Source organism: Enterobacter sp. 03-F-07-AD-ECC (assembly GCF_047530935.1).
Lineage (GTDB): Bacteria > Pseudomonadota > Gammaproteobacteria > Enterobacterales > Enterobacteriaceae > Enterobacter > Enterobacter cloacae.
The window spans coordinates 1-26,510 of record NZ_JBLKBZ010000034.1; the positions used below are offsets into that span (position 1 = coordinate 1).

46 protein-coding genes and 1 pseudogene are annotated in these 26,510 nt (G+C 50.5%); 40 read left to right on the forward strand and 7 right to left on the reverse strand.

Translation table 11 applies throughout. The features are described from left to right. The 3 genes and pseudogenes from tuf to bfr all read left to right on the forward strand — a co-directional run. A pseudogene (gene tuf / locus ACMWKA_RS24085) lies at positions 1-199 on the forward strand (elongation factor Tu); the annotation flags it as partial. Positions 200-378: 179 nt separating this feature from the next. After that, complete coding sequence (gene bfd, locus ACMWKA_RS24090; protein ID WP_008503493.1) at positions 379-573, forward strand: bacterioferritin-associated ferredoxin; 195 nt, start codon at positions 379-381, stop codon at positions 571-573. A gap of 72 nt (positions 574-645) precedes the next feature. Continuing rightward, positions 646-1,122: a bacterioferritin gene (bfr, locus tag ACMWKA_RS24095; RefSeq protein WP_013099029.1), complete on the forward strand. Its 477-nt coding sequence runs from the start codon at positions 646-648 to the stop codon at positions 1,120-1,122. On the opposite strand, the gene ACMWKA_RS24100 is transcribed toward bfr, so the two are convergent. Further along, positions 1,106-1,579, reverse strand: coding sequence for a prepilin peptidase (locus tag ACMWKA_RS24100; RefSeq protein ID WP_057072483.1), 474 nt, complete (start codon positions 1,577-1,579; stop codon positions 1,106-1,108). The two genes, bfr and ACMWKA_RS24100, sit on opposite strands and share 17 nt — an antisense overlap. A 381-nt stretch (positions 1,580-1,960) precedes the next feature. Here ACMWKA_RS24100 and rpsJ point away from each other — a divergent pair, with 381 nt between their 5' ends. From rpsJ to ACMWKA_RS24255, 31 genes are all read left to right on the forward strand, one after another. Continuing rightward, positions 1,961-2,272: a 30S ribosomal protein S10 gene (rpsJ, locus tag ACMWKA_RS24105; RefSeq protein WP_001181005.1), complete on the forward strand. Its 312-nt coding sequence runs from the start codon at positions 1,961-1,963 to the stop codon at positions 2,270-2,272. Positions 2,273-2,304: 32 nt separating this feature from the next. Beyond that, complete coding sequence (gene rplC / locus ACMWKA_RS24110) at positions 2,305-2,934, forward strand: 50S ribosomal protein L3 (protein ID WP_003863274.1); 630 nt, start codon at positions 2,305-2,307, stop codon at positions 2,932-2,934. A gap of 10 nt (positions 2,935-2,944) precedes the next feature. Next, on the forward strand, positions 2,945-3,550 hold the full coding sequence (rplD, locus tag ACMWKA_RS24115; protein WP_000424395.1) for a 50S ribosomal protein L4: 606 nt from the start codon (positions 2,945-2,947) through the stop codon (positions 3,548-3,550). Further along, positions 3,547-3,849 carry a 50S ribosomal protein L23 gene (rplW, locus tag ACMWKA_RS24120; RefSeq protein ID WP_000617546.1) on the forward strand — a complete coding sequence of 101 codons (303 nt, stop codon included), beginning with the start codon at positions 3,547-3,549 and terminating at the stop codon, positions 3,847-3,849. The genes rplD and rplW overlap by 4 nt, the downstream gene beginning before the upstream one ends. Positions 3,850-3,866: 17 nt before the next feature. Further along, the gene (gene rplB, locus ACMWKA_RS24125; protein WP_000301859.1) at positions 3,867-4,688 is read left to right on the forward strand and encodes a 50S ribosomal protein L2; all 822 of its coding nucleotides are present in this window, start codon (positions 3,867-3,869) and stop codon (positions 4,686-4,688) included. Between the two features lie 16 nt (positions 4,689-4,704). Beyond that, the gene (gene rpsS, locus ACMWKA_RS24130) at positions 4,705-4,983 is read left to right on the forward strand and encodes a 30S ribosomal protein S19 (protein ID WP_001138117.1); all 279 of its coding nucleotides are present in this window, start codon (positions 4,705-4,707) and stop codon (positions 4,981-4,983) included. Positions 4,984-4,997: 14 nt separating this feature from the next. Next, positions 4,998-5,330 (forward strand): 50S ribosomal protein L22, encoded by a 333-nt coding sequence (gene rplV, locus ACMWKA_RS24135; RefSeq protein ID WP_002919773.1) that lies wholly within the window; start codon positions 4,998-5,000, stop codon positions 5,328-5,330. A gap of 17 nt (positions 5,331-5,347) precedes the next feature. Beyond that, complete coding sequence (gene rpsC / locus ACMWKA_RS24140; protein WP_000529945.1) at positions 5,348-6,049, forward strand: 30S ribosomal protein S3; 702 nt, start codon at positions 5,348-5,350, stop codon at positions 6,047-6,049. 12 nt (positions 6,050-6,061) lie between these two features. After that, a complete protein-coding gene (gene rplP, locus ACMWKA_RS24145; RefSeq protein ID WP_002919759.1) occupies positions 6,062-6,472 on the forward strand; it encodes a 50S ribosomal protein L16 in 411 nt (136 codons plus the stop codon). Next, positions 6,472-6,663: a 50S ribosomal protein L29 gene (gene rpmC, locus ACMWKA_RS24150; RefSeq protein ID WP_013099027.1), complete on the forward strand. Its 192-nt coding sequence runs from the start codon at positions 6,472-6,474 to the stop codon at positions 6,661-6,663. Before rplP ends, rpmC begins: the two co-directional genes overlap by 1 nt. Further along, a complete protein-coding gene (gene rpsQ / locus ACMWKA_RS24155) occupies positions 6,663-6,917 on the forward strand; it encodes a 30S ribosomal protein S17 (protein WP_008503489.1) in 255 nt (84 codons plus the stop codon). The genes rpmC and rpsQ overlap by 1 nt, the downstream gene beginning before the upstream one ends. 166 nt (positions 6,918-7,083) lie before the next feature. Further along, complete coding sequence (gene rplN, locus ACMWKA_RS24160) at positions 7,084-7,455, forward strand: 50S ribosomal protein L14 (protein ID WP_002919748.1); 372 nt, start codon at positions 7,084-7,086, stop codon at positions 7,453-7,455. Positions 7,456-7,465: 10 nt separating this feature from the next. After that, a complete protein-coding gene (gene rplX / locus ACMWKA_RS24165) occupies positions 7,466-7,780 on the forward strand; it encodes a 50S ribosomal protein L24 (protein ID WP_000729185.1) in 315 nt (104 codons plus the stop codon). Between the two features lie 14 nt (positions 7,781-7,794). Beyond that, entirely contained in the window at positions 7,795-8,334 is a 540-nt protein-coding gene (gene rplE, locus ACMWKA_RS24170; RefSeq protein ID WP_001096202.1) for a 50S ribosomal protein L5, read from the forward strand. Positions 8,335-8,348: 14 nt separating this feature from the next. Next, positions 8,349-8,654, forward strand: a complete 306-nt coding sequence (gene rpsN, locus ACMWKA_RS24175; RefSeq protein ID WP_013099026.1) for a 30S ribosomal protein S14 — start codon at positions 8,349-8,351, stop codon at positions 8,652-8,654. A gap of 33 nt (positions 8,655-8,687) precedes the next feature. After that, on the forward strand, positions 8,688-9,080 hold the full coding sequence (gene rpsH, locus ACMWKA_RS24180; protein ID WP_013099025.1) for a 30S ribosomal protein S8: 393 nt from the start codon (positions 8,688-8,690) through the stop codon (positions 9,078-9,080). Between the two features lie 12 nt (positions 9,081-9,092). Beyond that, on the forward strand, positions 9,093-9,626 hold the full coding sequence (gene rplF / locus ACMWKA_RS24185) for a 50S ribosomal protein L6 (protein WP_013099024.1): 534 nt from the start codon (positions 9,093-9,095) through the stop codon (positions 9,624-9,626). A gap of 9 nt (positions 9,627-9,635) precedes the next feature. Beyond that, on the forward strand, positions 9,636-9,989 hold the full coding sequence (rplR, locus tag ACMWKA_RS24190) for a 50S ribosomal protein L18 (protein WP_013099023.1): 354 nt from the start codon (positions 9,636-9,638) through the stop codon (positions 9,987-9,989). 14 nt (positions 9,990-10,003) lie between these two features. Then, on the forward strand, positions 10,004-10,504 hold the full coding sequence (gene rpsE / locus ACMWKA_RS24195) for a 30S ribosomal protein S5 (RefSeq protein WP_003863299.1): 501 nt from the start codon (positions 10,004-10,006) through the stop codon (positions 10,502-10,504). A 6-nt stretch (positions 10,505-10,510) separates the two neighbouring features. Then, positions 10,511-10,690: a 50S ribosomal protein L30 gene (gene rpmD / locus ACMWKA_RS24200; RefSeq protein ID WP_003863301.1), complete on the forward strand. Its 180-nt coding sequence runs from the start codon at positions 10,511-10,513 to the stop codon at positions 10,688-10,690. A gap of 3 nt (positions 10,691-10,693) precedes the next feature. Further along, positions 10,694-11,128, forward strand: a complete 435-nt coding sequence (rplO, locus tag ACMWKA_RS24205) for a 50S ribosomal protein L15 (RefSeq protein ID WP_013099022.1) — start codon at positions 10,694-10,696, stop codon at positions 11,126-11,128. A gap of 7 nt (positions 11,129-11,135) precedes the next feature. Beyond that, positions 11,136-12,467 carry a preprotein translocase subunit SecY gene (gene secY / locus ACMWKA_RS24210; RefSeq protein ID WP_003863305.1) on the forward strand — a complete coding sequence of 444 codons (1,332 nt, stop codon included), beginning with the start codon at positions 11,136-11,138 and terminating at the stop codon, positions 12,465-12,467. Positions 12,468-12,498: 31 nt separating this feature from the next. Beyond that, entirely contained in the window at positions 12,499-12,615 is a 117-nt protein-coding gene (gene rpmJ, locus ACMWKA_RS24215) for a 50S ribosomal protein L36 (RefSeq protein WP_000868187.1), read from the forward strand. Between the two features lie 146 nt (positions 12,616-12,761). Then, entirely contained in the window at positions 12,762-13,118 is a 357-nt protein-coding gene (gene rpsM, locus ACMWKA_RS24220) for a 30S ribosomal protein S13 (RefSeq protein WP_013099021.1), read from the forward strand. A gap of 16 nt (positions 13,119-13,134) precedes the next feature. Then, the gene (rpsK, locus tag ACMWKA_RS24225; protein ID WP_003031137.1) at positions 13,135-13,524 is read left to right on the forward strand and encodes a 30S ribosomal protein S11; all 390 of its coding nucleotides are present in this window, start codon (positions 13,135-13,137) and stop codon (positions 13,522-13,524) included. A gap of 32 nt (positions 13,525-13,556) precedes the next feature. Next, positions 13,557-14,177, forward strand: a complete 621-nt coding sequence (rpsD, locus tag ACMWKA_RS24230) for a 30S ribosomal protein S4 (RefSeq protein WP_003863314.1) — start codon at positions 13,557-13,559, stop codon at positions 14,175-14,177. A 25-nt stretch (positions 14,178-14,202) separates the two neighbouring features. Continuing rightward, entirely contained in the window at positions 14,203-15,192 is a 990-nt protein-coding gene (locus ACMWKA_RS24235) for a DNA-directed RNA polymerase subunit alpha (RefSeq protein WP_002919219.1), read from the forward strand. 40 nt (positions 15,193-15,232) lie between these two features. Continuing rightward, a complete protein-coding gene (rplQ, locus tag ACMWKA_RS24240) occupies positions 15,233-15,619 on the forward strand; it encodes a 50S ribosomal protein L17 (RefSeq protein ID WP_001216372.1) in 387 nt (128 codons plus the stop codon). A gap of 107 nt (positions 15,620-15,726) precedes the next feature. Next, positions 15,727-16,095 carry a DUF1992 domain-containing protein gene (locus tag ACMWKA_RS24245; protein WP_013099020.1) on the forward strand — a complete coding sequence of 123 codons (369 nt, stop codon included), beginning with the start codon at positions 15,727-15,729 and terminating at the stop codon, positions 16,093-16,095. A gap of 2 nt (positions 16,096-16,097) precedes the next feature. Continuing rightward, positions 16,098-16,523, forward strand: a complete 426-nt coding sequence (gene zntR / locus ACMWKA_RS24250; protein WP_013099019.1) for a Zn(2+)-responsive transcriptional regulator — start codon at positions 16,098-16,100, stop codon at positions 16,521-16,523. Between the two features lie 57 nt (positions 16,524-16,580). Further along, positions 16,581-16,796, forward strand: a complete 216-nt coding sequence (locus ACMWKA_RS24255; protein WP_013099018.1) for an alternative ribosome-rescue factor A — start codon at positions 16,581-16,583, stop codon at positions 16,794-16,796. Here the strand turns inward: ACMWKA_RS24255 and mscL are convergent. The 5 genes from mscL to def form a co-directional block, all read right to left on the reverse strand. After that, the gene (gene mscL / locus ACMWKA_RS24260; protein WP_013099017.1) at positions 16,793-17,203 is read right to left on the reverse strand and encodes a large-conductance mechanosensitive channel protein MscL; all 411 of its coding nucleotides are present in this window, start codon (positions 17,201-17,203) and stop codon (positions 16,793-16,795) included. The genes ACMWKA_RS24255 and mscL overlap by 4 nt on opposite strands. A gap of 145 nt (positions 17,204-17,348) precedes the next feature. Beyond that, a complete protein-coding gene (trkA, locus tag ACMWKA_RS24265; protein ID WP_013099016.1) occupies positions 17,349-18,725 on the reverse strand; it encodes a Trk system potassium transporter TrkA in 1,377 nt (458 codons plus the stop codon). A 22-nt stretch (positions 18,726-18,747) separates the two neighbouring features. Beyond that, a complete protein-coding gene (rsmB, locus tag ACMWKA_RS24270; RefSeq protein WP_038420962.1) occupies positions 18,748-20,034 on the reverse strand; it encodes a 16S rRNA (cytosine(967)-C(5))-methyltransferase RsmB in 1,287 nt (428 codons plus the stop codon). Between the two features lie 52 nt (positions 20,035-20,086). After that, positions 20,087-21,034: a methionyl-tRNA formyltransferase gene (gene fmt, locus ACMWKA_RS24275; protein WP_248048928.1), complete on the reverse strand. Its 948-nt coding sequence runs from the start codon at positions 21,032-21,034 to the stop codon at positions 20,087-20,089. Between the two features lie 25 nt (positions 21,035-21,059). Continuing rightward, positions 21,060-21,569: a peptide deformylase gene (gene def / locus ACMWKA_RS24280; RefSeq protein WP_013099013.1), complete on the reverse strand. Its 510-nt coding sequence runs from the start codon at positions 21,567-21,569 to the stop codon at positions 21,060-21,062. 127 nt (positions 21,570-21,696) lie between these two features. On the opposite strand from def, the gene dprA reads away from it, so the two are divergent. Genes dprA through ACMWKA_RS24310 form a run of 6 tightly spaced genes read left to right on the forward strand, consistent with a single transcriptional unit; the run spans position 21,697 to position 25,480 of the window. Continuing rightward, on the forward strand, positions 21,697-22,821 hold the full coding sequence (gene dprA / locus ACMWKA_RS24285; protein ID WP_248048931.1) for a DNA-protecting protein DprA: 1,125 nt from the start codon (positions 21,697-21,699) through the stop codon (positions 22,819-22,821). Beyond that, positions 22,793-23,266 carry a DUF494 family protein Smg gene (gene smg, locus ACMWKA_RS24290; protein WP_013099011.1) on the forward strand — a complete coding sequence of 158 codons (474 nt, stop codon included), beginning with the start codon at positions 22,793-22,795 and terminating at the stop codon, positions 23,264-23,266. The genes dprA and smg overlap by 29 nt, the downstream gene beginning before the upstream one ends. Before the next feature lie 26 nt (positions 23,267-23,292). Next, positions 23,293-23,847, forward strand: coding sequence for a type I DNA topoisomerase (locus ACMWKA_RS24295; protein WP_028028147.1), 555 nt, complete (start codon positions 23,293-23,295; stop codon positions 23,845-23,847). Next, positions 23,840-24,412, forward strand: a complete 573-nt coding sequence (tsaC, locus tag ACMWKA_RS24300; RefSeq protein WP_038420961.1) for an L-threonylcarbamoyladenylate synthase type 1 TsaC — start codon at positions 23,840-23,842, stop codon at positions 24,410-24,412. Before ACMWKA_RS24295 ends, tsaC begins: the two co-directional genes overlap by 8 nt. Before the next feature lie 4 nt (positions 24,413-24,416). Then, entirely contained in the window at positions 24,417-25,235 is an 819-nt protein-coding gene (gene aroE / locus ACMWKA_RS24305) for a shikimate dehydrogenase (RefSeq protein ID WP_045902257.1), read from the forward strand. Continuing rightward, positions 25,232-25,480 carry a DUF1488 domain-containing protein gene (locus ACMWKA_RS24310; RefSeq protein WP_020684886.1) on the forward strand — a complete coding sequence of 83 codons (249 nt, stop codon included), beginning with the start codon at positions 25,232-25,234 and terminating at the stop codon, positions 25,478-25,480. Before aroE ends, ACMWKA_RS24310 begins: the two co-directional genes overlap by 4 nt. Here the strand turns inward: ACMWKA_RS24310 and ACMWKA_RS24315 are convergent. Then, positions 25,456-26,010, reverse strand: a complete 555-nt coding sequence (locus ACMWKA_RS24315; protein ID WP_038986042.1) for a gamma carbonic anhydrase family protein — start codon at positions 26,008-26,010, stop codon at positions 25,456-25,458. The genes ACMWKA_RS24310 and ACMWKA_RS24315 overlap by 25 nt on opposite strands. Between the last annotated feature and the right edge of the window lie 500 nt (positions 26,011-26,510).

Genomic DNA, 26,510 nt, shown 5'->3' on the forward strand with positions numbered 1-26,510 from the left:
ACAGTTCTACTTCCGTACAACTGACGTGACCGGTACCATCGAACTGCCAGAAGGCGTAGAGATGGTAATGCCAGGCGACAACATCAAGATGGTTGTGACTCTGATCCACCCAATCGCGATGGACGACGGTCTGCGTTTCGCAATCCGTGAAGGCGGCCGTACCGTTGGCGCGGGCGTTGTTGCTAAAGTTCTGGGCTAATTAATTATCCCCGAATAAAAAAAGGACGCTTCGGCGTCCTTTTTTGTTTTCTTAGCGTGTGTACTTGTCACAAATTTTCGCATTTTTTGTTTGCTCCCGCCCCGTATACTGGCGTTTGTGCTATTGTAATCATAACCATTCTCACTTACACTTTGCGCATATTTTGAACGGGAGTCTTTATGTACGTTTGTTTATGTAATGGTGTGAGTGACAAAAAAATACGTCAGGCCGTTCGCCAGTTTCAGCCACAGTCCTTCCAGCAACTTCGCAAGTTTGTTCCAGTGGGAAATCAATGCGGTAAATGCGTACGCGCAGCGCGTGAAATCATGCAGGATGAACTGATGCAGATCCCGGAATACAAAGAGATCGCGTAAGCGCCCATCTTTTTTTTGACATCCCTGTAGCCCGATCTACGCTTCAATGAGTGGAAGCGGAGGGACTATATAATGAAAGGTGATGTTAAAATCATAAGTTATCTCAATAAATTATTGGGAAATGAGCTTGTCGCAATCAATCAGTATTTTCTCCATGCGAGAATGTTTAAAAACTGGGGCCTCATGCGCCTCAACGACGTTGAGTATCACGAATCCATCGATGAGATGAAACATGCCGATAAATATATCGAGCGTATTTTATTTCTCGAAGGCATCCCCAACCTGCAGGACCTCGGTAAACTCGGCATCGGTGAAGATGTTGAAGAGATGCTGCGATCCGATCTCAGACTTGAACTTGAAGGCGCAAAAGACCTTCGCGAAGCTATTGCCTACGCAGACAGCGTCCATGACTACGTTAGCCGCGATATGATGATCCAGATTCTGGCCGATGAAGAAGGGCATATCGACTGGCTGGAAACCGAGCTGGATCTCATTGGCAAAATTGGCCTGCAAAACTATCTCCAGTCGCAGATTAAAGTGGAAGATTAACCAGCGTCTGCCAACCTACACATAAACCCGCTGCCGCCAGAAATGGCCCAAAAGGCAGTGGGTTTTTTAATGTCCGTCTGGCAGGGTTGAACAACGAAGTCATAAGAAGGTAGAGCAGCGCCAATAGTGCGGCAACCAGTGCCAGTTCGGGTAACACGCACCAACCATGCCATGCACCGAGCGCTGAAAGATACTTCACATCGCCATAGCCCATCCCTTCACGGCGAAATATTAGCCGATAACCCCAGTAGATCATGGCAAAGCCGACATACCCTGCCATCGCCCCGACCACTGCGCCAGGCAGAAAATCAGGGTGAAGACAGAGTTGATAGAGCAAACCAGCCCATAACAGGGGACAGAGATATTTATCAGGGAGAATGCCTGAGCGAATATCTTCACGCACCAGTAAACATGAGAGAACAAAATAGATGAGCAGGAAGGGGAGGAGAGTAAGCATGAACGAAACCTCAAGGTGAATTTCAGCGCATACTCTCCACACCACGAATGCCTGGCAATAGCCAAAAAATGTAATTGCGTAGTGGTTTCATAAGAACAGAAGAAAGGGGACGGATTGCAGAAAATAGTGCGAGGCCTTACGCAAGGTACACCTTTAGCGCTTAAATTCTAAACGGCACTTGCGTCTTGCCCAGATTTACGTATAATGCGCGGGCTTGTCGTAATTGACGGCGGGTTCAATCTGAACCGGAGTGACTCATTTTGTTACTCAACAATGCTCCCAATTGGGGAGCTACGTAAGAACGGTTACACTCTCCCATCAATCGTAATGGGTTTGAGGAGTAATCATTTTCGTTTATAAAATAATTGGAGCTCTGGTCTCATGCAGAACCAAAGAATCCGTATCCGCCTTAAAGCGTTTGATCATCGTCTGATCGATCAATCAACCGCGGAAATCGTCGAGACTGCTAAGCGCACTGGTGCGCAAGTCCGTGGTCCGATCCCGCTGCCGACCCGCAAAGAGCGCTTCACCGTTCTGATCTCCCCGCACGTGAACAAAGACGCGCGTGATCAGTACGAAATCCGCACTCACAAGCGTCTGGTTGACATCGTTGAGCCAACTGAGAAAACCGTTGATGCTCTGATGCGTCTGGATCTGGCTGCCGGTGTAGACGTGCAGATCAGCCTGGGTTAATCAGGTCATCGAGCGATTGAGAGGTTGAAACAATGATTGGTTTAGTCGGTAAAAAAGTGGGTATGACCCGCATCTTCACTGAAGATGGCGTTTCTATCCCAGTAACCGTAATCGAAGTTGAAGCAAACCGCGTTACTCAGGTTAAAGATCTGGCTAACGATGGCTACCGCGCTATTCAGGTTACCACTGGTGCTAAAAAAGCTAACCGTGTAACCAAACCAGAAGCGGGTCACTTCGCTAAAGCTGGCGTTGAAGCTGGCCGTGGTCTGTGGGAATTCCGTCTTGCTGAAGGCGAAGAGTTCACCGTAGGTCAGGACATTAGCGTTGAGCTGTTTGCTGACGTTAAAAAAGTTGACGTAACCGGTACCTCTAAAGGTAAAGGTTTTGCTGGTACCGTTAAGCGCTGGAACTTCCGTACCCAGGACGCTACTCACGGTAACTCCTTGTCTCACCGCGTTCCGGGTTCTATCGGTCAGAACCAGACTCCGGGCAAAGTGTTCAAAGGCAAGAAAATGGCAGGTCAGCTGGGCAACGAACGTGTAACTGTTCAGAGCCTGGACGTAGTACGTGTTGACGCTGAGCGCAACCTGCTGCTGGTTAAAGGTGCGGTCCCGGGTGCAACCGGTAGCGACCTGATCGTTAAACCAGCTGTGAAGGCGTAAGGGGATAGCAATGGAATTAGTATTGAAAGACGCGCAGAGCGCGCTGACTGTTTCCGAAACTACCTTCGGTCGTGATTTCAACGAAGCGCTGGTTCACCAGGTTGTTGTTGCTTATGCAGCTGGTGCTCGTCAGGGTACTCGTGCTCAGAAGACTCGTGCTGAAGTAACTGGTTCTGGCAAAAAGCCATGGCGCCAGAAAGGTACCGGCCGTGCGCGTTCAGGTTCTATCAAGAGCCCGATCTGGCGTTCAGGTGGCGTGACCTTCGCTGCGCGTCCACAGGACCACAGTCAAAAAGTTAACAAAAAGATGTACCGCGGCGCGCTGAAAAGCATCCTGTCCGAGCTGGTACGTCAGGATCGTCTGATCGTTGTCGAGAAGTTCTCTGTAGAAGCGCCTAAAACTAAGCTGCTGGCACAGAAACTGAAAGACATGGCTCTGGAAGATGTGCTGATCATCACCGGTGAGCTGGACGAGAACCTGTTCCTGGCCGCGCGCAACCTGCACAAGGTTGACGTACGCGACGCGACTGGTATCGACCCGGTTAGCCTGATCGCCTTCGACAAAGTCGTAATGACTGCTGATGCTGTTAAGCAAGTTGAGGAGATGCTGGCATGATTCGTGAAGAACGTCTGCTGAAGGTGCTGCGCGCACCGCACGTTTCTGAAAAAGCGTCTACTGCGATGGAAAAAACAAACACCATCGTTCTCAAAGTTGCTAAAGACGCGACCAAAGCAGAGATCAAAGCTGCTGTGCAGAAACTGTTTGAAGTCGAAGTCGAAGTCGTTAACACCCTGGTAGTTAAAGGGAAAGTTAAACGTCACGGACAGCGTATCGGTCGTCGTAGCGACTGGAAAAAAGCTTACGTCACCCTGAAAGAAGGCCAGAACCTGGACTTCGTTGGCGGCGCTGAGTAAGTCGGAGGAGTAATACAATGGCAGTTGTTAAATGTAAACCGACATCTCCGGGTCGTCGCCACGTAGTTAAAGTGGTTAACCCTGAGCTGCACAAGGGCAAACCTTTTGCTCCGTTGCTGGAAAAAAACAGCAAATCCGGTGGTCGTAACAACAATGGCCGTATCACCACTCGTCACATCGGTGGTGGCCACAAGCAGGCTTATCGTATTGTTGACTTCAAACGCAACAAAGACGGTATCCCAGCAGTTGTTGAGCGTCTTGAGTACGATCCGAACCGTTCCGCGAACATCGCGCTGGTTCTGTACAAAGACGGCGAACGCCGTTACATCCTGGCCCCTAAAGGCCTGAAAGCTGGCGACCAGATTCAGTCTGGCGTTGATGCTGCAATCAAAGCAGGCAACACCCTGCCGATGCGCAATATCCCGGTTGGTTCTACCGTTCATAACGTAGAAATGAAACCAGGTAAAGGCGGTCAGCTGGCGCGTTCCGCGGGTACTTACGTTCAGATCGTTGCGCGTGACGGTGCTTATGTCACCCTGCGTCTGCGTTCTGGTGAAATGCGTAAAGTCGAAGCAGACTGCCGCGCTACTCTGGGCGAAGTTGGCAATGCTGAGCATATGCTGCGCGTTCTGGGTAAAGCTGGTGCTGCACGCTGGCGTGGTGTTCGTCCTACCGTTCGCGGTACTGCGATGAACCCAGTAGACCACCCACATGGTGGTGGTGAAGGTCGTAACTTTGGTAAGCACCCGGTAACTCCGTGGGGCGTTCAGACCAAAGGTAAGAAGACCCGCAGCAACAAGCGTACTGATAAATTTATCGTACGTCGCCGTAGCAAATAATTTTAGAGGATAAGCCATGCCACGTTCTCTCAAGAAAGGTCCTTTTATTGACCTGCACTTGCTGAAGAAGGTAGAGAAAGCGGTGGAAAGCGGAGACAAGAAGCCCCTGCGCACTTGGTCCCGTCGTTCAACGATCTTTCCTAACATGATCGGTTTGACCATCGCTGTCCATAATGGTCGTCAGCACGTTCCAGTCTTTGTTACCGACGAAATGGTTGGTCACAAACTGGGTGAATTCGCACCGACTCGTACTTATCGCGGCCACGCTGCTGATAAAAAAGCGAAGAAGAAATAAGGTAGGAGGAAGAGATGGAAACTTTAGCTCAACATCGCCATGCTCGTTCTTCTGCACAGAAGGTTCGCCTTGTTGCTGACCTGATTCGCGGTAAGAAAGTGTCGCAGGCCCTGGACATCCTGACCTATACCAACAAGAAAGCTGCGGTATTGGTCAAGAAAGTACTGGAATCTGCCATTGCTAACGCTGAACACAACGATGGCGCTGACATCGACGATCTGAAAGTCGCGAAAATTTTCGTAGATGAAGGCCCAAGCATGAAGCGCATTATGCCGCGTGCGAAAGGTCGTGCAGATCGCATCCTGAAGCGCACCAGCCACATTACTGTGGTTGTGTCCGATCGCTGAGACTCTGGAGACTAGCAATGGGTCAGAAAGTACATCCTAATGGTATTCGCCTGGGTATTGTAAAACCATGGAACTCTACCTGGTTTGCGAACACCAAAGAATTCGCTGACAACCTGGACAGCGATTTTAAAGTACGTCAGTACCTGACGAAGGAACTGGCTAAAGCGTCTGTATCTCGTATCGTTATCGAGCGTCCAGCTAAGAGCATCCGTGTGACTATTCACACTGCTCGTCCTGGCATCGTTATCGGTAAGAAAGGCGAAGACGTAGAAAAACTGCGCAAGGTCGTAGCGGATATCGCTGGCGTTCCTGCACAGATCAATATCGCTGAAGTTCGTAAGCCTGAACTGGACGCTAAATTGGTTGCTGACAGCATCACTTCTCAGCTGGAACGTCGTGTTATGTTCCGTCGTGCTATGAAGCGTGCTGTACAGAACGCAATGCGTCTGGGCGCTAAAGGTATCAAAGTTGAAGTTAGCGGCCGTCTGGGCGGCGCGGAAATCGCACGTACCGAATGGTACCGTGAAGGTCGCGTACCGCTGCACACTCTGCGTGCTGACATCGACTACAACACCTCTGAAGCGCACACCACTTACGGTGTAATCGGCGTTAAGGTATGGATCTTCAAAGGTGAGATCCTGGGTGGTATGGCTGCTGTTGAACAACCGGAAAAACCGGCTGCTCAACCTAAAAAGCAGCAGCGTAAAGGCCGTAAATAAGGAGCGTCGCTGATGTTACAACCAAAGCGTACAAAATTCCGTAAAGTGCACAAAGGCCGCAACCGTGGTCTGGCGCAGGGTACGGATGTTAGCTTCGGCACTTTCGGTCTGAAAGCTGTTGGCCGTGGTCGTCTGACTGCACGTCAGATCGAAGCAGCACGTCGTGCAATGACCCGTGCAGTTAAGCGTCAAGGTAAGATCTGGATCCGTGTATTCCCGGACAAACCGATCACCGAGAAGCCGCTGGAAGTTCGTATGGGTAAAGGTAAAGGTAACGTGGAGTACTGGGTTGCCTTGATCCAACCGGGCAAAGTCCTGTATGAAATGGACGGTGTTCCGGAAGAGCTGGCCCGTGAAGCCTTCGGCCTGGCAGCAGCGAAACTGCCTATCAAAACCACCTTTGTAACTAAGACGGTGATGTAATGAAAGCAAAAGAGCTGCGTGAAAAGAGCGTTGAAGAGCTGAACGCTGAGCTGCTGAACCTGCTGCGCGAGCAGTTCAACCTGCGTATGCAGGCTGCAAGTGGCCAGCTGCAACAGACCCACCTGCTGAAGCAAGTGCGTCGCAATGTTGCACGCGTTAAGACTTTACTGACTGAGAAGGCGGGTGCGTAATGACCGATAAAATCCGTACTCTGCAAGGTCGTGTTGTTAGCGACAAAATGGAGAAATCCATCGTTGTTGCTATCGAACGCATTGTGAAACACCCGATCTACGGTAAATTCATCAAGCGTACGACCAAACTGCACGTACATGACGAGAACAACGAATGTGGTATCGGCGACAAGGTTGAAATCCGTGAATGCCGTCCACTGTCCAAGACTAAGTCCTGGACGCTGGTTCGCGTTGTAGAGAAAGCGGTTCTGTAATACAGTACCCGTTCTCGATACGAATAAACGGCTCAGCGATGAGCCGTTTATTTTTTCTACCCATATTGCAGAAGCGGTGTTATAATGCCGCGCCCTCGATATGGGGCTTTTTAACGGCTCTGATTTTAGAGTCTCAGGTAGTAGTTGACATTAGCGGAGCACTAAAATGATCCAAGAACAGACTATGCTGAACGTCGCCGACAACTCCGGTGCACGTCGCGTAATGTGTATCAAGGTTCTGGGTGGCTCGCACCGTCGCTACGCAGGCGTAGGCGACATCATCAAGATCACCATCAAAGAAGCAATTCCACGTGGTAAGGTCAAAAAAGGTGATGTGCTGAAAGCGGTAGTGGTGCGCACCAAGAAGGGTGTTCGTCGCCCTGACGGTTCTGTCATTCGCTTCGATGGTAATGCATGCGTTATTTTGAACAATAACAGCGAGCAGCCAATCGGCACGCGTATCTTTGGGCCGGTAACTCGTGAACTTCGTACTGAGAAGTTCATGAAAATTATCTCTCTGGCACCAGAAGTACTCTAAGGAGCGAATCATGGCAGCGAAAATCCGTCGTGATGACGAAGTTATCGTGTTAACCGGTAAAGATAAAGGTAAACGCGGTAAAGTAAAAAATGTCCTGTCTTCCGGCAAGGTCATTGTTGAAGGTATCAACCTGGTTAAGAAACATCAGAAGCCGGTTCCGGCCCTGAACCAACCAGGCGGCATCGTTGAAAAAGAAGCTGCTATTCAGGTTTCTAACGTTGCAATCTTCAATGCGGCAACCGGCAAGGCTGACCGTGTAGGCTTTAGATTCGAAGACGGCAAAAAAGTCCGTTTCTTCAAGTCTAACAGCGAAACTATCAAGTAATTTGGAGTAGTACGATGGCGAAACTGCATGATTACTACAAAGACGAAGTAGTTAAGAAACTCATGACTGAGTTTAACTACAATTCTGTCATGCAAGTCCCTCGGGTCGAGAAGATCACCCTGAACATGGGTGTTGGTGAAGCGATCGCTGACAAGAAACTGCTGGATAACGCAGCAGCTGACCTGACAGCAATCTCCGGTCAAAAACCGCTGATCACCAAAGCACGCAAATCAGTTGCAGGCTTCAAAATCCGTCAGGGCTATCCGATCGGCTGTAAAGTAACTCTGCGTGGCGAACGCATGTGGGAGTTCTTTGAGCGCCTGATCACTATTGCTGTACCTCGTATCCGTGACTTCCGTGGCCTGTCCGCTAAGTCATTCGACGGTCGTGGTAACTACAGCATGGGTGTCCGTGAGCAGATCATCTTCCCAGAAATCGACTACGATAAAGTCGACCGCGTGCGTGGTTTGGATATTACCATTACCACTACTGCGAAATCTGACGAAGAAGGCCGTGCTCTGCTGGCTGCCTTTGACTTCCCGTTCCGCAAGTAAGGTAGGGTTACTGAATGGCTAAGCAATCAATGAAAGCACGCGAAGTAAAACGCGTAGCTTTAGCTGATAAATTCTTCGCTAAACGCGCTGAACTGAAAGCGATCATCTCTGATGTGAACGCTTCCGACGAAGATCGTTGGAACGCAGTTCTCAAGCTGCAAACTCTGCCGCGTGATTCCAGCCCGTCTCGTCAGCGTAACCGCTGCCGTCAAACAGGTCGTCCACATGGTTATGTGGGCAAGTTCGGGTTGAGCCGTATTAAGCTGCGTGAAGCCGCCATGCGCGGTGAAGTGCCAGGCTTGAAAAAGGCTAGCTGGTAATTGTCACCAATTGAATCACGGGAGTAAAGACAGATGAGCATGCAAGATCCGATCGCGGATATGCTGACCCGTATCCGTAACGGTCAGGCCGCGAATAAAGCTGCGGTCACCATGCCTTCCTCCAAGCTGAAAGTGGCAATCGCCAACGTGCTGAAGGACGAAGGTTTTATTGAAGATTTTAAAGTTGAAGGCGACACCAAGCCGGAACTGGAAGTGACTCTTAAGTACTTCCAGGGTAAAGCTGTTGTAGAAAGCATTCAGCGTGTCAGCCGCCCAGGTCTGCGCATCTATAAGAAAAAAGATGAGCTGCCAAAAGTTATGGCCGGTCTGGGTATCGCAGTTGTTTCTACCTCTAAAGGTGTTATGACTGATCGTGCAGCGCGCCAGGCTGGTCTTGGCGGCGAAATTATCTGCTACGTAGCCTAATCGGAGGAAAAAATGTCTCGTGTTGCTAAAGCACCGGTCGTTGTTCCTGCCGGCGTTGATGTAAAAATCAACGGTCAGGTTATTACGATCAAAGGTAAAAACGGCGAGCTGACTCGTACTCTCAACGATGCTGTTGAAGTTAAACATGCAGATAATGCTCTGACCTTCGGTCCGCGTGATGGTTACGCAGACGGCTGGGCTCAGGCTGGTACCGCGCGTGCCCTGCTGAACTCAATGGTTATCGGTGTTACCGAAGGCTTCACTAAGAAGCTGCAGCTGGTTGGTGTAGGTTATCGTGCAGCGATCAAAGGGAATGCAGTAGGCCTGTCTCTGGGCTTCTCTCACCCTGTTGAGCATCCGCTGCCGGCCGGTATCACTGCAGAATGTCCAACTCAGACTGAAATCGTGCTGAAAGGCGCTGATAAACAGCTGATTGGCCAGGTTGCAGCAGATCTGCGCGCCTACCGTCGTCCTGAGCCTTATAAAGGCAAGGGTGTTCGTTACGCCGACGAAGTCGTGCGTACCAAAGAGGCTAAGAAGAAGTAAGGTAACACTATGGATAAGAAATCTGCTCGTATCCGTCGTGCGACCCGCGCACGCCGCAAGCTCAAAGAGCTGGGTGCAACTCGCCTGGTGGTACATCGTACCCCGCGTCACATTTACGCACAGGTAATTGCACCGAACGGTTCTGAAGTTCTGGTAGCTGCTTCTACTGTAGAAAAAGCTATCGCAGAACAATTGAAGTACACCGGTAACAAAGACGCTGCTGCAGCTGTAGGTAAAGCTGTTGCTGAACGCGCTCTGGAAAAAGGCATCAGCAATGTATCCTTTGACCGTTCCGGGTTCCAATATCATGGTCGTGTCCAGGCACTGGCAGATGCTGCCCGTGAAGCTGGCCTTCAGTTCTAAGGTAGAGGTGTAAGATGGCTCACATCGAAAAACAAGCTGGCGAACTGCAGGAAAAGCTGATCGCGGTAAACCGCGTATCTAAAACCGTTAAAGGTGGTCGTATTTTCTCCTTCACAGCTCTGACTGTAGTTGGCGATGGTAACGGTCGCGTTGGTTTTGGTTACGGTAAAGCGCGTGAAGTTCCAGCAGCGATCCAGAAAGCGATGGAAAAAGCCCGTCGCAATATGATTAACGTCGCGCTGAACAACGGCACCCTGCAGCACCCAGTTAAAGGTGTTCACACGGGTTCTCGTGTATTCATGCAGCCAGCTTCAGAAGGTACCGGTATTATCGCCGGTGGTGCAATGCGCGCCGTTCTGGAAGTTGCTGGGGTTCATAACGTTCTGGCTAAAGCATACGGTTCCACCAACCCGATCAACGTGGTTCGTGCAACTATTGATGGCCTGGAAAATATGAATTCTCCAGAAATGGTCGCTGCCAAGCGTGGTAAATCCGTTGAAGAAATTCTGGGGTAATTGACCATGGCAAAGACTATTAAAATCACTCAAACCCGCAGTGCAATCGGTCGTCTGCCGAAACACAAGGCAACGCTGCTTGGCCTGGGTCTGCGTCGTATTGGTCATACCGTTGAGCGCGAGGATACTCCTGCTGTTCGCGGTATGGTCAACGCGGTTTACTTCATGGTTAAAGTTGAGGAGTAAGAGATGCGTTTAAATACTCTGTCTCCGGCCGAAGGCTCTAAAAAGGCGGGTAAACGCCTGGGTCGTGGTATCGGTTCTGGCCTCGGCAAAACCGGTGGTCGTGGTCACAAAGGTCAGAACTCTCGTTCTGGCGGTGGCGTACGTCGCGGTTTCGAGGGTGGCCAGATGCCACTGTACCGTCGTCTGCCGAAGTTCGGCTTCACTTCTCGCAAAGCAGCGATCACAGCGGAAGTCCGTCTGTCTGACCTGGCGAAAGTTGAAGGCGGCGTTGTAGACCTGAACACGCTGAAAGCAGCTAACATTATCGGTATCCAGATCGAGTTCGCGAAAGTGATCCTGGCTGGTGAAGTTTCTACTCCGGTAACTGTTCGTGGCCTGCGTGTTACTAAAGGTGCTCGTGCTGCTATCGAAGCTGCTGGCGGTAAAATTGAGGAATAAGTAGCAGATGGCTAAGCAACCGGGATTAGATTTTCAAAGTGCCAAAGGTGGATTTGGTGAGCTGAAACGCAGACTGCTGTTTGTAATCGGCGCGCTGATTGTGTTCCGTATTGGCTCTTTTATTCCGATCCCTGGTATCGATGCCGCTGTACTTGCCAAACTGCTTGAGCAACAGCGAGGCACCATCATTGAAATGTTTAACATGTTCTCTGGTGGTGCTCTCAGCCGTGCTTCTATCTTCGCGCTGGGTATTATGCCGTATATTTCGGCATCCATTATTATCCAGCTGCTGACGGTCGTTCATCCGGCCCTGGCAGAACTGAAGAAAGAAGGGGAGTCTGGACGTCGTAAGATTAGTCAGTACACCCGCTACGGTACTCTGGTGCTGGCAATATTCCAGTCGATCGGTATTGCTACCGGTCTTCCGAATATGCCTGGTATGCAGGGCCTGGTCTTAAACCCAGGCTTTGCATTCTATTTCACCGCTGTTGTTAGTCTGGTCACAGGGACAATGTTCCTGATGTGGCTCGGCGAACAGATCACTGAACGTGGTATCGGTAACGGTATCTCAATCATTATCTTCGCCGGTATTGTTGCGGGTCTCCCGCCAGCCATCGCCCATACTATCGAGCAAGCGCGTCAAGGCGACCTGCACTTCCTCCTGTTGCTGTTGGTTGCAGTATTAGTATTTGCAGTGACGTTCTTTGTTGTCTTCGTTGAACGTGGTCAACGCCGCATTGTGGTGAACTACGCGAAACGTCAGCAGGGTCGTCGTGTCTATGCTGCACAGAGCACACATTTGCCGCTGAAAGTGAATATGGCAGGGGTAATCCCGGCGATCTTCGCTTCCAGTATTATTCTGTTCCCGGCAACCATCGCGTCATGGTTCGGGGGCGGTACTGGTTGGAACTGGCTGACAACAATTTCGCTGTATTTGCAGCCTGGGCAACCACTTTATGTGTTACTCTATGCGTCTGCGATCATCTTCTTCTGTTTCTTCTACACGGCGTTGGTCTTCAACCCGCGTGAAACAGCAGATAACCTGAAGAAGTCCGGTGCATTTGTACCAGGAATTCGTCCGGGAGAGCAAACGGCGAAGTATATCGATAAAGTAATGACTCGCCTGACTTTGGTTGGTGCGCTTTATATTACTTTTATCTGCCTGATCCCGGAGTTCATGCGTGATGCAATGAAAGTACCGTTCTACTTCGGTGGGACCTCACTGCTTATCGTTGTTGTCGTGATTATGGACTTTATGGCTCAAGTGCAAACTCTGATGATGTCCAGTCAGTATGAGTCTGCATTGAAGAAGGCGAACCTGAAAGGCTACGGCCGCTAATTGGTCGCCTGAGAAGTTACGGAGAGTAAAAATGAAAGTTCGTGCTTCCGTCAAGAAATTATGCCGTAACTGCAAAATCGTTAAGCGTGATGGTGTCATCCGTGTGATTTGCAGTGCCGAGCCGAAGCATAAACAGCGCCAAGGCTGATTATTTCGCATATTTTTCTTGCAAAGTTGGGTTGAGCTGGCTAGATTAGCCAGCCAATCTTTTGTATGTCTGTACGTTTCCATTTGAGTATCCTGAAAACGGGCTTTTCAGCATGGTGCGTACATATTAAATAGTAGGAGTGCATAGTGGCCCGTATAGCAGGCATTAACATTCCTGATCAGAAACATGCTGTGATCGCATTAACTTCGATCTACGGCATCGGCAAGACCCGTTCTAAAGCCATCCTGGCTGCAGCGGGTATCGCTGAAGATGTTAAGATCAGTGAGCTGTCTGAAGGACAAATCGACACGCTGCGTGACGAAGTTGCCAAATTTGTCGTTGAAGGTGATCTGCGCCGTGAAATCAGCATGAGCATCAAGCGCCTGATGGATCTTGGTTGCTATCGCGGTTTGCGTCATCGTCGTGGTCTGCCAGTGCGCGGTCAGCGTACTAAGACCAACGCACGTACCCGTAAGGGTCCGCGCAAACCGATCAAGAAATAATCGGGGTGATTGAATAATGGCAAAGGCACCAATTCGTGCACGTAAACGTGTAAGAAAACAAGTCTCTGACGGCGTGGCTCATATCCATGCTTCTTTCAACAACACCATCGTTACTATTACTGATCGTCAGGGTAACGCATTGGGTTGGGCAACAGCCGGTGGTTCCGGTTTCCGTGGTTCTCGCAAATCCACTCCGTTTGCAGCTCAGGTTGCAGCAGAGCGTTGCGCAGAAGCCGTAAAAGAATACGGCATCAAGAATCTGGAAGTTATGGTTAAAGGTCCGGGTCCGGGTCGTGAATCTACTGTTCGCGCTCTGAACGCCGCTGGTTTCCGCATCACTAATATTACTGATGTGACTCCGATCCCTCATAACGGTTGTCGTCCGCCGAAAAAACGTCGCGTATAACGCTCGTTTTTTAGGTTAGTTGGAGATAGAAAATGGCAAGATATTTGGGTCCTAAGCTCAAGCTGAGCCGTCGTGAGGGCACCGACTTATTCCTTAAGTCTGGCGTTCGCGCGATCGATACCAAGTGTAAAATTGAACAAGCTCCTGGCCAGCACGGTGCGCGTAAACCGCGTCTGTCTGACTATGGTGTGCAGTTGCGTGAAAAGCAAAAAGTTCGCCGTATCTACGGTGTGCTGGAGCGTCAGTTCCGTAACTACTATAAAGAAGCAGCACGTCTGAAAGGCAACACAGGTGAAAACCTGCTGGCTCTGCTGGAAGGTCGTCTGGACAACGTTGTATACCGTATGGGCTTCGGCGCTACTCGTGCTGAATCACGCCAGCTGGTTAGCCACAAAGCAATCATGGTAAACGGTCGTGTTGTTAACATCGCTTCTTATCAGGTTAAAGCGAATGACGTTGTTAGCATTCGTGAGAAAGCGAAAAAGCAATCTCGCGTGAAAGCCGCTCTGGAGCTGGCTGAGCAGCGTGAAAAGCCAACCTGGCTGGAAGTTGATGCTGGCAAGATGGAAGGTACGTTCAAGCGTCAGCCAGAACGTTCTGATCTGTCTGCGGACATTAACGAACACCTGATCGTCGAGCTTTACTCCAAGTAAAGCTTAGTACCAAAGAGAGGACACAATGCAGGGTTCTGTGACAGAGTTTCTAAAACCGCGCCTGGTAGATATCGAGCAAGTGAGTTCGACGCACGCCAAGGTGACCCTTGAGCCTTTAGAGCGTGGCTTTGGCCATACTCTGGGTAACGCACTGCGCCGTATTCTGCTCTCATCGATGCCGGGTTGCGCGGTGACCGAGGTTGAGATTGATGGTGTACTTCATGAGTACAGCACCAAAGAAGGCGTTCAGGAAGATATCCTTGAAATCCTGCTCAACCTGAAAGGGCTGGCGGTGAGAGTTCAGGGTAAAGATGAAGTTATTCTTACTCTGAATAAATCTGGCATTGGCCCTGTGACTGCAGCCGACATCACCCACGACGGTGATGTTGAAATCGTCAAGCCGCAGCACGTGATCTGCCACCTGACCGATGAGAACGCAGCTATTAGCATGCGTATCAAAGTTCAGCGCGGTCGTGGTTATGTGCCGGCTTCTGCCCGAATTCATTCGGAAGAAGATGAGCGCCCAATCGGCCGTCTGCTGGTCGACGCATGCTACAGCCCTGTAGAGCGTATTGCCTACAATGTTGAAGCAGCGCGTGTAGAACAGCGTACCGACCTGGACAAGCTGGTCATCGAAATGGAAACCAATGGCACAATCGATCCTGAAGAGGCGATTCGTCGTGCGGCAACCATCCTGGCAGAACAACTGGAAGCTTTCGTTGACTTACGTGATGTACGTCAGCCGGAAGTGAAAGAAGAGAAACCAGAATTCGATCCGATCCTGCTGCGCCCTGTTGACGATCTCGAATTGACTGTCCGCTCTGCTAACTGCCTCAAGGCAGAAGCTATCCACTATATCGGTGATCTGGTACAGCGTACCGAGGTTGAGTTGCTGAAAACGCCGAACCTGGGTAAAAAATCTCTTACTGAGATTAAAGACGTGCTGGCTTCACGTGGTCTGTCTCTGGGCATGCGCCTGGAAAACTGGCCACCAGCAAGCATTGCTGACGAGTAACCGGATCACAGGTTAAGGTTTTACTGAGAAGGATAAGGTCATGCGCCATCGTAAGAGTGGTCGTCAACTGAACCGCAACAGCAGCCATCGCCAGGCTATGTTCCGCAACATGGCAGGTTCACTGGTTCGTCATGAAATCATCAAGACGACCCTGCCTAAAGCGAAAGAGCTGCGTCGTGTAGTTGAGCCGCTGATTACTCTTGCCAAGACTGACAGCGTTGCTAATCGTCGTCTGGCATTCGCCCGTACTCGTGATAACGAGATCGTGGCAAAACTGTTTAACGAGCTGGGCCCGCGTTTCGCGAGCCGTGCCGGTGGTTACACTCGCATTCTGAAGTGTGGCTTCCGTGCAGGCGACAACGCTCCGATGGCTTACATCGAGCTGGTTGATCGTTCTGAGTCGAAAGCAGAAGCTGCTGCAGAGTAATCTGCAGTAACGTAAAAAAACCCGCTCCGGCGGGTTTTTTTATATCCGCACTATCCCCACTTCTCTACAATATCTGTATTAATTTTGTTCATCCCCTGGAGTTTATGATGTGGTTGCTCGACCAGTGGGCAGAACGCCATATTCGCGATGCCCAAACAAAAGGCGAATTCGATAACCTGTCCGGTAGCGGTGAACCGCTAATACTGGAAGATGATTCGCATATACCCCCTGAACTACGGGCTGGATATCGCTTACTGAAAAATGCGGGGTGTCTGCCTCCCGAGCTTGAACAGCGCAAAGAGGCGATTGAGCTTACTGACCTGCTAAAAGGGATACGGAAAGACGATCCCCGTCATGGAGAACTAAGCCGGCGGTTGGCTCTGGTTGAACTCAAGCTACGACAGGCAGGAATTGCGACTGATTTTCTGCATGGCGAGTATAGTGAAAGACTGATGCAGAAAATAAACGAGGAATAGCCATGTATCGTATCGGTGAACTTGCAAAGCTTGCTAACGTGACGCCGGATACCATCCGTTACTATGAAAAACAGCAGATGATTGATCACGAGGTGCGAACCGAAGGTGGGTTCCGGCTCTATACCGACAACGATCTGCAACGGCTGCGGTTTATTCGTTATGCACGCCAACTGGGATTCACGCTGGATTCGATCCGTGAGTTATTGTCGATCCGTATCGATCCGGCACATCACACCTGCCAGGAATCGAAAAGCATTGTTCAGGCCAGGCTGGATGAAGTTGAAGCGCGTATTCAGGAACTGCAAACCATGCAGCGCTCTTTGCAAAGGTTGAATGATGCGTGCTGTGGTACGGCTCACAGCAGTGTCTATTGTTCTATTCTGGAGGCCCTTGAACAAGGGGCAAGTGGGGAAACCCGGGGTTGTTGATTTTTTATCAGTCCGGGTCTAGACTCCCCTCGACATTAATCATGCTCAGGAGAAATTATGAGTCACTATCAACATACGAAGGGACAAATTAAAGATAATGCCATTGAGGCTTTGCTTCACGACCCGCTTTTTCGACAGCGAGTTGAAAAGAACAAAAAAGGGAAGGGAAGTTATCTGCGTAAAAACAAACATGCAAAACGGGGTAACTGGGAGGCCAGTGGCAAGCAAGCGAATCGCTTATTTACCACTGGCCTTCCTGCTTTTAGCTGTTAAACGCGGTTATTCTGCTCTTTTAACAGATCGCGAATTTCAGTCAGTAATACTTCTTCTTTCGTAGGCGCGGGTGCTGCAGCAGGCTCTTCTTTTTTACGGTTGAGCTTGTTGATAAGCTTGATGGCCATAAAAATGGCAAACGCGACGATCACGAAATCAAATACGTTCTGAATAAACACGCCATAGTGCATCACCACTGCCGGGATATCCCCCTGTGCTTCCCGAAGCGTGAAGGCGAATTGTTTGAAATCAATGCCCCCAATTAATAGCCCTAAAGGTGGCATGATGATATCAGCCACTAAAGATGAAACGATCTTGCCGAACGCTGCACCAATAATGACACCCACTGCCAAATCCACCACATTTCCGCGCATCGCAAATTCGCGAAATTCTTTAACAAAACTCATTATGTTCTCCTTGTGCCAGCTGACGACTATAAGTTTAACAAATGATTAGCTAATTGCCATTGGGGATAAATAAACGTTATGAAAATAAAAGGCACAGGAATCAGAAGGATAATACTCAGGTGCTCTATCGCGAGCACCTGAATCATTACAGGAAGAATGGACTTGGCTGGAATAAACGTTCGACGTCGGTAATAAATTTTTTATCGGTCAGGAACATAATAACGTGATCGCCTTGTTCAATACGCAAATTATCATTGGCAATCATGACATCATTCCCGCGTACTACGGCGCCGATAATTGTGCCGGGTGGCAGCTTAATTTCATCGATGGCGCGTCCCACCACGCGCGATGTGGTTTCATCACCGTGAGCGACAGCTTCAATGGCTTCAGCGACGCCGCGACGCAGTGAGGACACACCAACAATGTCTGCTTTACGAACGTGGCTCAACAGTGCGGAAATCGTTGCCTGCTGCGGTGAAATCGCAATATCAATTACGCTCCCCTGCACCAGGTCAACATAGGCACGACGCTGAATAAGTACCATGACCTTTTTTGCTCCCATGCGCTTGGCGAGCATGGCGGACATAATATTTGCTTCATCGTCGTTGGTGACGGCAATAAACAGATCAACTTGATCGATATGCTCTTCTGCCAGTAATTCCTGATCTGATGCATCGCCATAAAACACGATCGTGTTTTGTAGTTTTTCAGCAAGTTCAGAGGCGCGCTGTTGATCGCGCTCGATCAACTTCACGCTATAGTCTTTTTCCAGACGGCGAGCGAGACCTGCGCCGATATTACCCCCGCCGACCAGCATGATGCGTTTATAGGGCTTTTCGAGGCGCTGAAGTTCACTCATAACGGCACGAATATGTTGAGAGGCAGCAATGAAGAAAACTTCATCTCCTGCTTCGACAATGGTCGAGCCCTGAGGTCGAATCGGTCTGTCGTGACGGAAAATGGCTGCGACGCGGGTATCGATATGCGGCATATGTTCGCGCATCGTAGACAGCGCGTTTCCTATCAACGGACCGCCATAATAGGCCTTAACGACGGCCAGACTCACTTTCCCTTCTGCAAAGTTCACGACCTGCAGTGCACCGGGATATTCGATCAGGCGATAAATATTATCGATAACCAGCTGTTCTGGTGCGATAAGGTGGTCGATTGGTACCGCTTCTGAGTTAAAGAGTTTTTCCGCATCGCGGACATAATCCGGGGAGCGGATACGGGCAATTCGGTTAGGCGTGTTGAAAAGCGAATAGGCCACCTGACAAGCGACCATATTGGTCTCATCCGAGCTGGTCACGGCCACTAACATATCGGCATCGTCAGCACCGGCTTCACGGAGGACACGTGGATGCGAACCGTGCCCCTGCACAACGCGAAGGTCAAATTTATCCTGCAGAACGCGCAGTCGATCGCCGTTGGTATCGACGATCGTAATGTCGTTGTTTTCACCTACAAGGTTTTCCGCCAGCGTCCCGCCGACCTGTCCTGCGCCCAGAATGATAATCTTCATATCTCGTGACCTGTTCTCAACATCACTCTTTGATTAGCTTAGCGTAAAAGAAGCCATCACCCTCTTCAGCGCCGGGCAGGTTCTGCTGGCCCGGGTGCTCCGGTGTCCCCGTATCGCGCAGCGTAGCGCCAGGAGTGCGTTTAAGGAAGGCTGAAATTTGCTGGCTATTCTCTTCCGGAAGAATGGAACAGGTGGCATAGACCAGCGTTCCGCCAGGCTTCAGGTGTGGCCAGATAGCGTCAAGGATCTCGGATTGCAGCTGCGCAAGCTCCTTAATATCACGGTCGCGACGCAGCCACTTAATGTCCGGGTGACGACGAATAACGCCGGTTGCCGAGCAGGGAGCGTCCAGCAAAATGCGGTCGAATTGAGTCTCGCCGCACCATTCTGCGGGCTTACGTCCGTCGCCTTGCTTGACCTGCGCCTTCATACCTAAACGCTTAAGGTTGTCGTAGACACGCGAAAGTCGCTGCTCATCAACATCCACAGCCATTACGCTGGCCTGCGGTGCGACTTCCAGAATATGCGTTGTTTTGCCCCCAGGCGCGGCACACAGGTCGAGGATCTGTTCGCCATTTTTGGGTTCGAGCCATGTCATACAGCCCTGAGCAGATGCATCCTGAACGGTTACCCAGCCTTCATCGAATCCGGGTAAGGCATGCACCGGCACAGGGGAGGCTAAACGCACGGCATCAGGATAAGCATCATGCGCGAATCCACTCATTCCGGCTTCTTCCAGCAAGGCCAGCCATGCATCGCGGGTATGATGATTACGGTTAACGCGTAACCACATCGGCGGACGTTGATTATTTGCGTCAGCAATATCCTGCCACCGCTGCGGATACGCTTTTTTGAGGCGATTCAGAAGCCAGTCAGGATGAAGGAAACGGGTTTCGCTTTTTGCAAATTCTGCCAGAAGTTCTTCCTGTTGACGCTGGAACTGACGCAGTACGCCGTTGATCAGCCCTTTGAGCTGGGGACGTTTAATCGCGACGGCACCTTCTACCGTCTCAGCCAACGCAGCATGAGGTGGGATGCGGGTATGAAGAAGCTGATAGAAGCCAACCATAATCAAATAATGCACGGTACGCTGCTTACCGGTCATTGGGCGCGACATCAGCTTATTAATCAGCCATTCAAGCTGAGAAAGGGTGCGCAGGACGCCAAAACAGAGCTCCTGAAGCAGAGCTTTGTCTTTGTCGGACACTTTTTGCTGCAGTGGAGGCAGGACATTACTCAGTGATTGACCCTGCTCGACAACCTGCTCAACGGCCTGTGCCGCCAGACTGCGTAGATTTTGTTTTTTCATAACCGTAAAAATAAAAATGCCCGGAAACACCGGGCCTTAAGAATAAATTTGCTCAGGCAAGGCGAGAGCCAGGGATAAACCATTCGCGACGGGAATTTAACAGATCCTGAGCACTCATTGCCTTTTTACCCGCGGGCTGCAGTGATTCCAGATTCAGGATCCCTTCCGAGGTTGCCACCTGGATACCATTTTTGCTGGCTTCGATAATTGTACCCGGCTCAGCAGACGTATTGCCTTCAATGACGGACGCTTTCCAGACTTTAACGGGTTGCTCATCGATAACCATCCAGCTCATTGGCCATGGATTAAAGGCGCGAATGCAACGCTCAAGCTGTGCGGCGGAGAGGGACCAGTCGACCCGCGCCTCTTCTTTGCTGAGTTTTTCGGCGTAGGTCACCAGGGTCTCATCCTGAACTTCAGGGGTAGCCGTATTATCAGCAAGCTGCTGCAAGGTTTTGATGAGTCCTTGTGGACCCAGATCCGCCAGTTTGTCATACAGCGTGGCACTGGTGTCGTCGGCGGTAATTGGACAGGCCAGTTTATACAACATGTCGCCGGTGTCTAAACCTACATCCATCTTCATGATGGTGACGCCGGTTTCAGCATCACCCGCCCACAGCGAGCGCTGGATCGGTGCCGCGCCACGCCAGCGTGGAAGCAACGAACCATGTACGTTGACACACCCCAGACGAGGCATATCAAGCACGACTTTTGGCAGAATTAAGCCGTAAGCCACCACCACCATGACATCAGCATTGAGATCGGCAACAAGTTCCTGATTTTCCTGAGGTCGTAAGGATGCGGGCTGGTAAACGGCTAACCCATGTTCTTCTGCCAGCACTTTCACCGGGCTGGGCATGAGCTTTTTACCACGGCCTGCCGGGCGATCCGGTTGGGTAAACACGCCAACAACCTGGTGGCCAGAAGATAACAGCGCGTCAAGATGACGCGCTGCAAAATCAGGGGTACCCGCGAAGATAATACGTAGTGTTTTAGACACGATGATCCTTGTATCCGGGGGGATGTTATGCGCGGGAGCGCAAACGATCCAGTTTCTCTACTTTCTGACGAATACGCTGCTGCTTCAGTGGTGAGAGGTAATCGATAAACAGTTTACCGACCAGGTGATCCATCTCATGCTGAATACAAATCGCCAGCAGATCGTCTGCTTCCAGTTCGAACGGGTTGCCTTCACGATCCAGGGCGCGAATTTTCACTTTTTCGGCACGTGGAACTAAAGCACGCTGTTCAGGAATGGACAGACAACCTTCCTCAATACCTGTTTCACCGCTCTTTTCCAACAGCTCAGGGTTGATCAGCACCAGACGGCCATCGCGATTCTCAGAAACGTCGATCACGATAATACGCTTGTGAATGTCCACCTGAGTTGCCGCAAGACCAATGCCTTCTTCGGCGTACATGGTATCGAACATATCATCAACGATACGCTGAATTTCTGCATTCACTTCTTTGACCGGTTCAGCGACGATGCGAAGGCGCTCGTCCGGAATATGTAACACTTGCAAAACTGCCATAAATTTCCAGAGTCGTGTTCAGGAGTTGATAAGAATACTATCTCTATTCTAGACAAATCCCCCATCGATTGACAGCATCCGTGACCAATCGCAATGATTGCAGAGGCTGCTTATGGCAGGGAATAGGATGACGTCCACGGAGATATGGTTACGGCTAATCCACACAGGTTCTCTGTGTGGTGATCAGATGCTCGCAGCGGCAGCGCGACTACTTATGCAGACAAGGATTGATGATGCCGTTGTCAGAGATGCCGGGCTGTCAACAAAACAGGCTCAACAGTTCTTTGCGCTTGATGAAAATGAACTGCAACGAAATCTGGCGTGGCTTGAACAGCCGGAGAACCATCTGCTGACGGCGGATGATCCTCGTTATCCCCCTATACTTCGCACGATCCCTGACTACCCCGGCGCATTGTTTATTAAAGGCAATCCTGAAGTCCTTAATACCGTTCAACTGGCGGTTGTGGGTAGCCGCGCGCCATCCTGGTACGGTGAGCGATGGGGGAAAATCCTGTGCGAACAACTTTCACAAAGTGGTTTCACGATCACCAGTGGGCTGGCCTGCGGTATTGACGGCGTCGCTCACCACGCCGCGCTGTCTGTAAAAGGCCGAAGTGTCGCGGTGCTTGGAAACGGGCTTTTTAGCATTTATCCCCGTCGGCATCAGGCTCTGGCTGCACGGCTTATCGAATCAGAGGGGGCTATTGTGTCGGAGTTCCCGCTGTCAGCGCCGCCCTGGCCGGCAAATTTTCCACGTCGTAACCGAATCATCAGCGGTCTGAGTCTGGGCGTGCTGGTGGTGGAGGCCGCTTTAAGAAGCGGCTCACTCGTTACGGCACGGTATGCCCTAGAACAGGGGCGAGAAGTCTTTGCCTTACCTGGCCCGATAGGTAACCCGGGGTGTGAGGGCCCCCACTGTCTCATCAAGCAGGGAGCAACGCCTGTGACGAGCGTCGAGGACATCCTTGAAAATTTGCAATATGGCTTGCACTGGTTAACAGACGAACCCGAAAAGCGACATTTTTCATCAGATCAGGAGAAGGTGGCATTGCCATTTCCCAGCCTCCTGGCTAACGTAGGAGATGAGGTAACACCTGTTGACGTTGTCGCTGAACGTGCCGGCCAACCTGTGCCAGTAACGGTAGCACAGCTACTCGAACTGGAGTTAGCAGGGTGGATCGCAGCTGTACCCGGCGGCTATGTCCGATTAAGGAGGGCAAGCCATGTTCGACGTACTGATGTATTTGTTTGAGACTTACATCCATAACGAAGCAGAAATGCGAGTGGATCAGGACAAATTGACACAGGATCTTACCGATGCGGGGTTTGAACGGGAAGATATTTATAATGCGTTGATGTGGCTGGAAAAACTGGCTGATTATCAGGAAGGCCTTGCCGAACCGATGCAGCTTGCTTCTGACCCATTGTCTGTGCGCATTTATACCGCTGAAGAGTGTGAAAGGCTGGACGCCAGCTGCCGGGGATTCATCTTATTCCTTGAGCAGATTCAGGTGCTAAACCTCGAAACAAGAGAAATGGTGATAGAGCGCGTTATGGCGCTGGATACGGCAGAGTTCGAACTGGATGACCTCAAGTGGGTGATCCTGATGGTTCTGTTTAATATTCCAGGCTGTGAAAATGCCTATCAGCAAATGGAAGAATTACTCTTTGAAGTGAATGAAGGTATGCTGCACTAATTCAATGTGCAGCACCAAGAGTTGTTATGGCCAAATCAGCACTGTTCACGGTGCATAAAAACGAGCCCTGCCCACAGTGCGGGGCTGAACTTGTCATTCGGTCCGGGAAACACGGTCCGTTTCTCGGTTGTTCACACTATCCGGAATGTGATTATGTTCGTCCCCTGAAAAGCCAGGCGGACGGACATATCGTTAAAATTCTGGAGGGGCAGCTTTGCCCGAAGTGTGGAGGCGAACTGGCGTTACGGCAGGGCCGTTTTGGTATGTTCATTGGTTGCAGTCGCTATCCTGAATGTGAACATACGGAACAAATTGATAAGCCAGATGAAACGGCAATCGCCTGCCCCCAGTGCCAGCGCGGACAACTGGTACAGCGTCGTTCTCGTTTTGGTAAAACCTTCCATTCCTGCGATCGTTATCCTGAATGCCAGTTCGTTATCAATTTCAAACCGGTAGCGGGTAACTGCCCTCATTGCGATTATCCGTTACTTATAGAGAAGAAAACGGCGCAAGGTATGAAACGCTTTTGCGCCAGTAAACAATGTGGAAAGCCGGTTTCGGCGGATGAAATCAGTGAATAATAACCTGCCAACAGGATCCATTGCGCACGCAGTGGAGGTCCTGAAAAATGAAGAAGTCATCGCCTATCCAACAGAAGCTGTCTTTGGGGTCGGTTGCGATCCTGACAGCGAGACAGCTGTGAATCGCTTACTTACGCTAAAACAGAGACCTGTCGAAAAAGGATTGATTTTGATCGCTGCTAATTATGAGCAGCTTAAACCCTATATTGATGATTCCATGCTCACGCCAGCACAACGGGATACCATCTTTTCGGCGTGGCCAGGGCCGGTGACCTTTGTTTTCCCGGCGCAGCCAACTACGCCACGCTGGTTAACAGGGCGTTTCGATTCCCTCGCTGTCCGTGTCACCGATCATCCGCTGGTGGTAGAGCTATGTCTGGCGTTTGGTAAACCGCTGGTCTCAACCAGTGCCAACCTTACCGGGCAGCCTCCTTGCCGGAGCACCGAAGAGGTGCTGGCGCAGTTCGGGAATGACTTCCCGGTAGCCGTCGGTGAAACCGGAGGTCGTCTTAATCCGTCGGAAATCCGCGACGCCTTGACCGGCGAACGTTTTCGCCAGGGGTAATATGATGGAAACCTATGCCGTTTTTGGTAATCCGATCGCACACAGCAAGTCGCCGCTGATCCATCAGCAGTTTGCTGAACAACTGCAGATTGATCATCCCTATGGCCGGGTGCTGGCACCTGTTGATGCCTTTGTTACTACCCTGAATGCTTTTTTTGACGCGGGTGGTAAAGGTGCCAATGTGACGGTGCCTTTTAAAGAAGAAGCCTTTGAACGTGCGGATGAATTAACTGAGCGCGCGTCTCTTGCGGGTGCCGTGAATACGCTTAAACGGCTGGAGGATGGACGCCTTCTGGGTGACAACACTGACGGAATCGGCTTACTTAGCGATCTGGAAAGACTCTCATTTATCAAACCCGGGTTCCGGGTTCTGTTGATTGGTGCTGGTGGGGCATCGCGAGGCGTACTGTTACCGCTCCTTTCACTGGATTGTGCAGTGACCATAACCAATCGCACCTTTTCCCGGGCGGAAGCGTTGGCGGCGTTGTTTGCACATACTGGCAGCGTGAGCGCGGTGGCTCTTGATGATCTTATCCGCCATGAATTTGATCTTATCATTAATGCCACCTCCAGCGGCATTGGTGGGGAAGTACCGGCGATCCCGTCCTCTTTGGTAAACAGCCACCTCTATTGCTACGACATGTTTTATCAGAAAGGGAAAACTCCCTTCCTCAGCTGGTGTGAACAACACGGCGCGAAACAGCTGGCTGATGGCCTGGGCATGCTGGTGGGGCAGGCTGCGCATGCAGTTTTGCTCTGGCACGGTGTATTACCTGATGTCGAACCTGTCATTGAAAAGCTGAAACAGGAACTTACGGCGTGAACCAGGCGATTCACTTTCCCGACAGAGAACAGTGGGATGAGAGTAAGCAAGCGGTCTGTTTCCCGGTGCTCGTGCATGGGATGCAACTGACATGTGCCGTTAGCGGTGAAACGCTCAAGCGCCGCTTTGGTGGCTCAAATCCATTAGAGGTGTTCTGCGAAAATCGCTGGGATCTTGAAGAAGAAGCCAGCGATTTGATCCGCGATCAGCAGGAAGACGATCAGGGCTGGGTCTGGCTGCCCTGATCCAGATACTCATCTTTCCATTTCACGTAATTATTCGCTGAATATTTCAGACCTTCTCTTTCCGCTTCTGTTAAGGGGCGGATCTGCTTTACCGGGCTGCCTAAATAGAGATAACCGCTTTCGAGCCGTTTATGTTGAGGGACAAGACTCCCGGCACCAATCATCACATCATCTTCTACGATGACACCATCCAGCAGGATCGATCCCATGCCTACCAGCACCCGGTTTCCGATAGTGCAGCCGTGAAGCATGACTTTATGGCCGACGGTAACATCTTCTCCTATAACAAGTGGATTGCCGTCCGGGTTATATGAGGATTTGTGGGTGACATGCAGCACGCTGCCATCCTGAATATTAGTGCGTGCGCCTATTGCCACATAGTTAACATCTCCCCTGATCGCAACGAGCGGCCAGATGCTGACATCATCGGCCATTCGGACATCGCCAATGACCACACTGCTGGCATCGATCATCACGCGATCGCCTTTTTGTGGGAACAGATCTTTATACGGACGTAGTACTGCAGACATATCTACCTCGACAGATGAGCGCTATACAGAAGACTTTGATCATATTTTTGGATCGAGGCAAGGCAAAATACGTCAATATTTAAGCAGATCGGGCGGGATTTCAGCGAAAAGCGCGGAAAATCATCAGTCAGAAAAAAAGATCTAAAAAATACTTGTGCTAAAAAATGGGATCCCTATAATGCGCCTCCATCGACACGGCGGATGTGAATCACTTCACAAACAACCCGGTCGGTTGAAGAGAAAAAATCCTGAAATTCAGGGTTGACTCTGAAAGAGGAAAGCGTAATATACGCCACCTCGCGACAGAGCGCTGAAGCGCGTCGCAACTGCTCTTTAACAATTTATCAGACAATCTGTGTGGGCACTCAAAGTGACATGGATTCTTAACGTCCTCGGACGAAAAATGAATACCAAGTCTCAACGAGTGAACACGTAATTCATTACGAAGTTTAATTCATTGAGCATCAAACTTTTAAATTGAAGAGTTTGATCATGGCTCA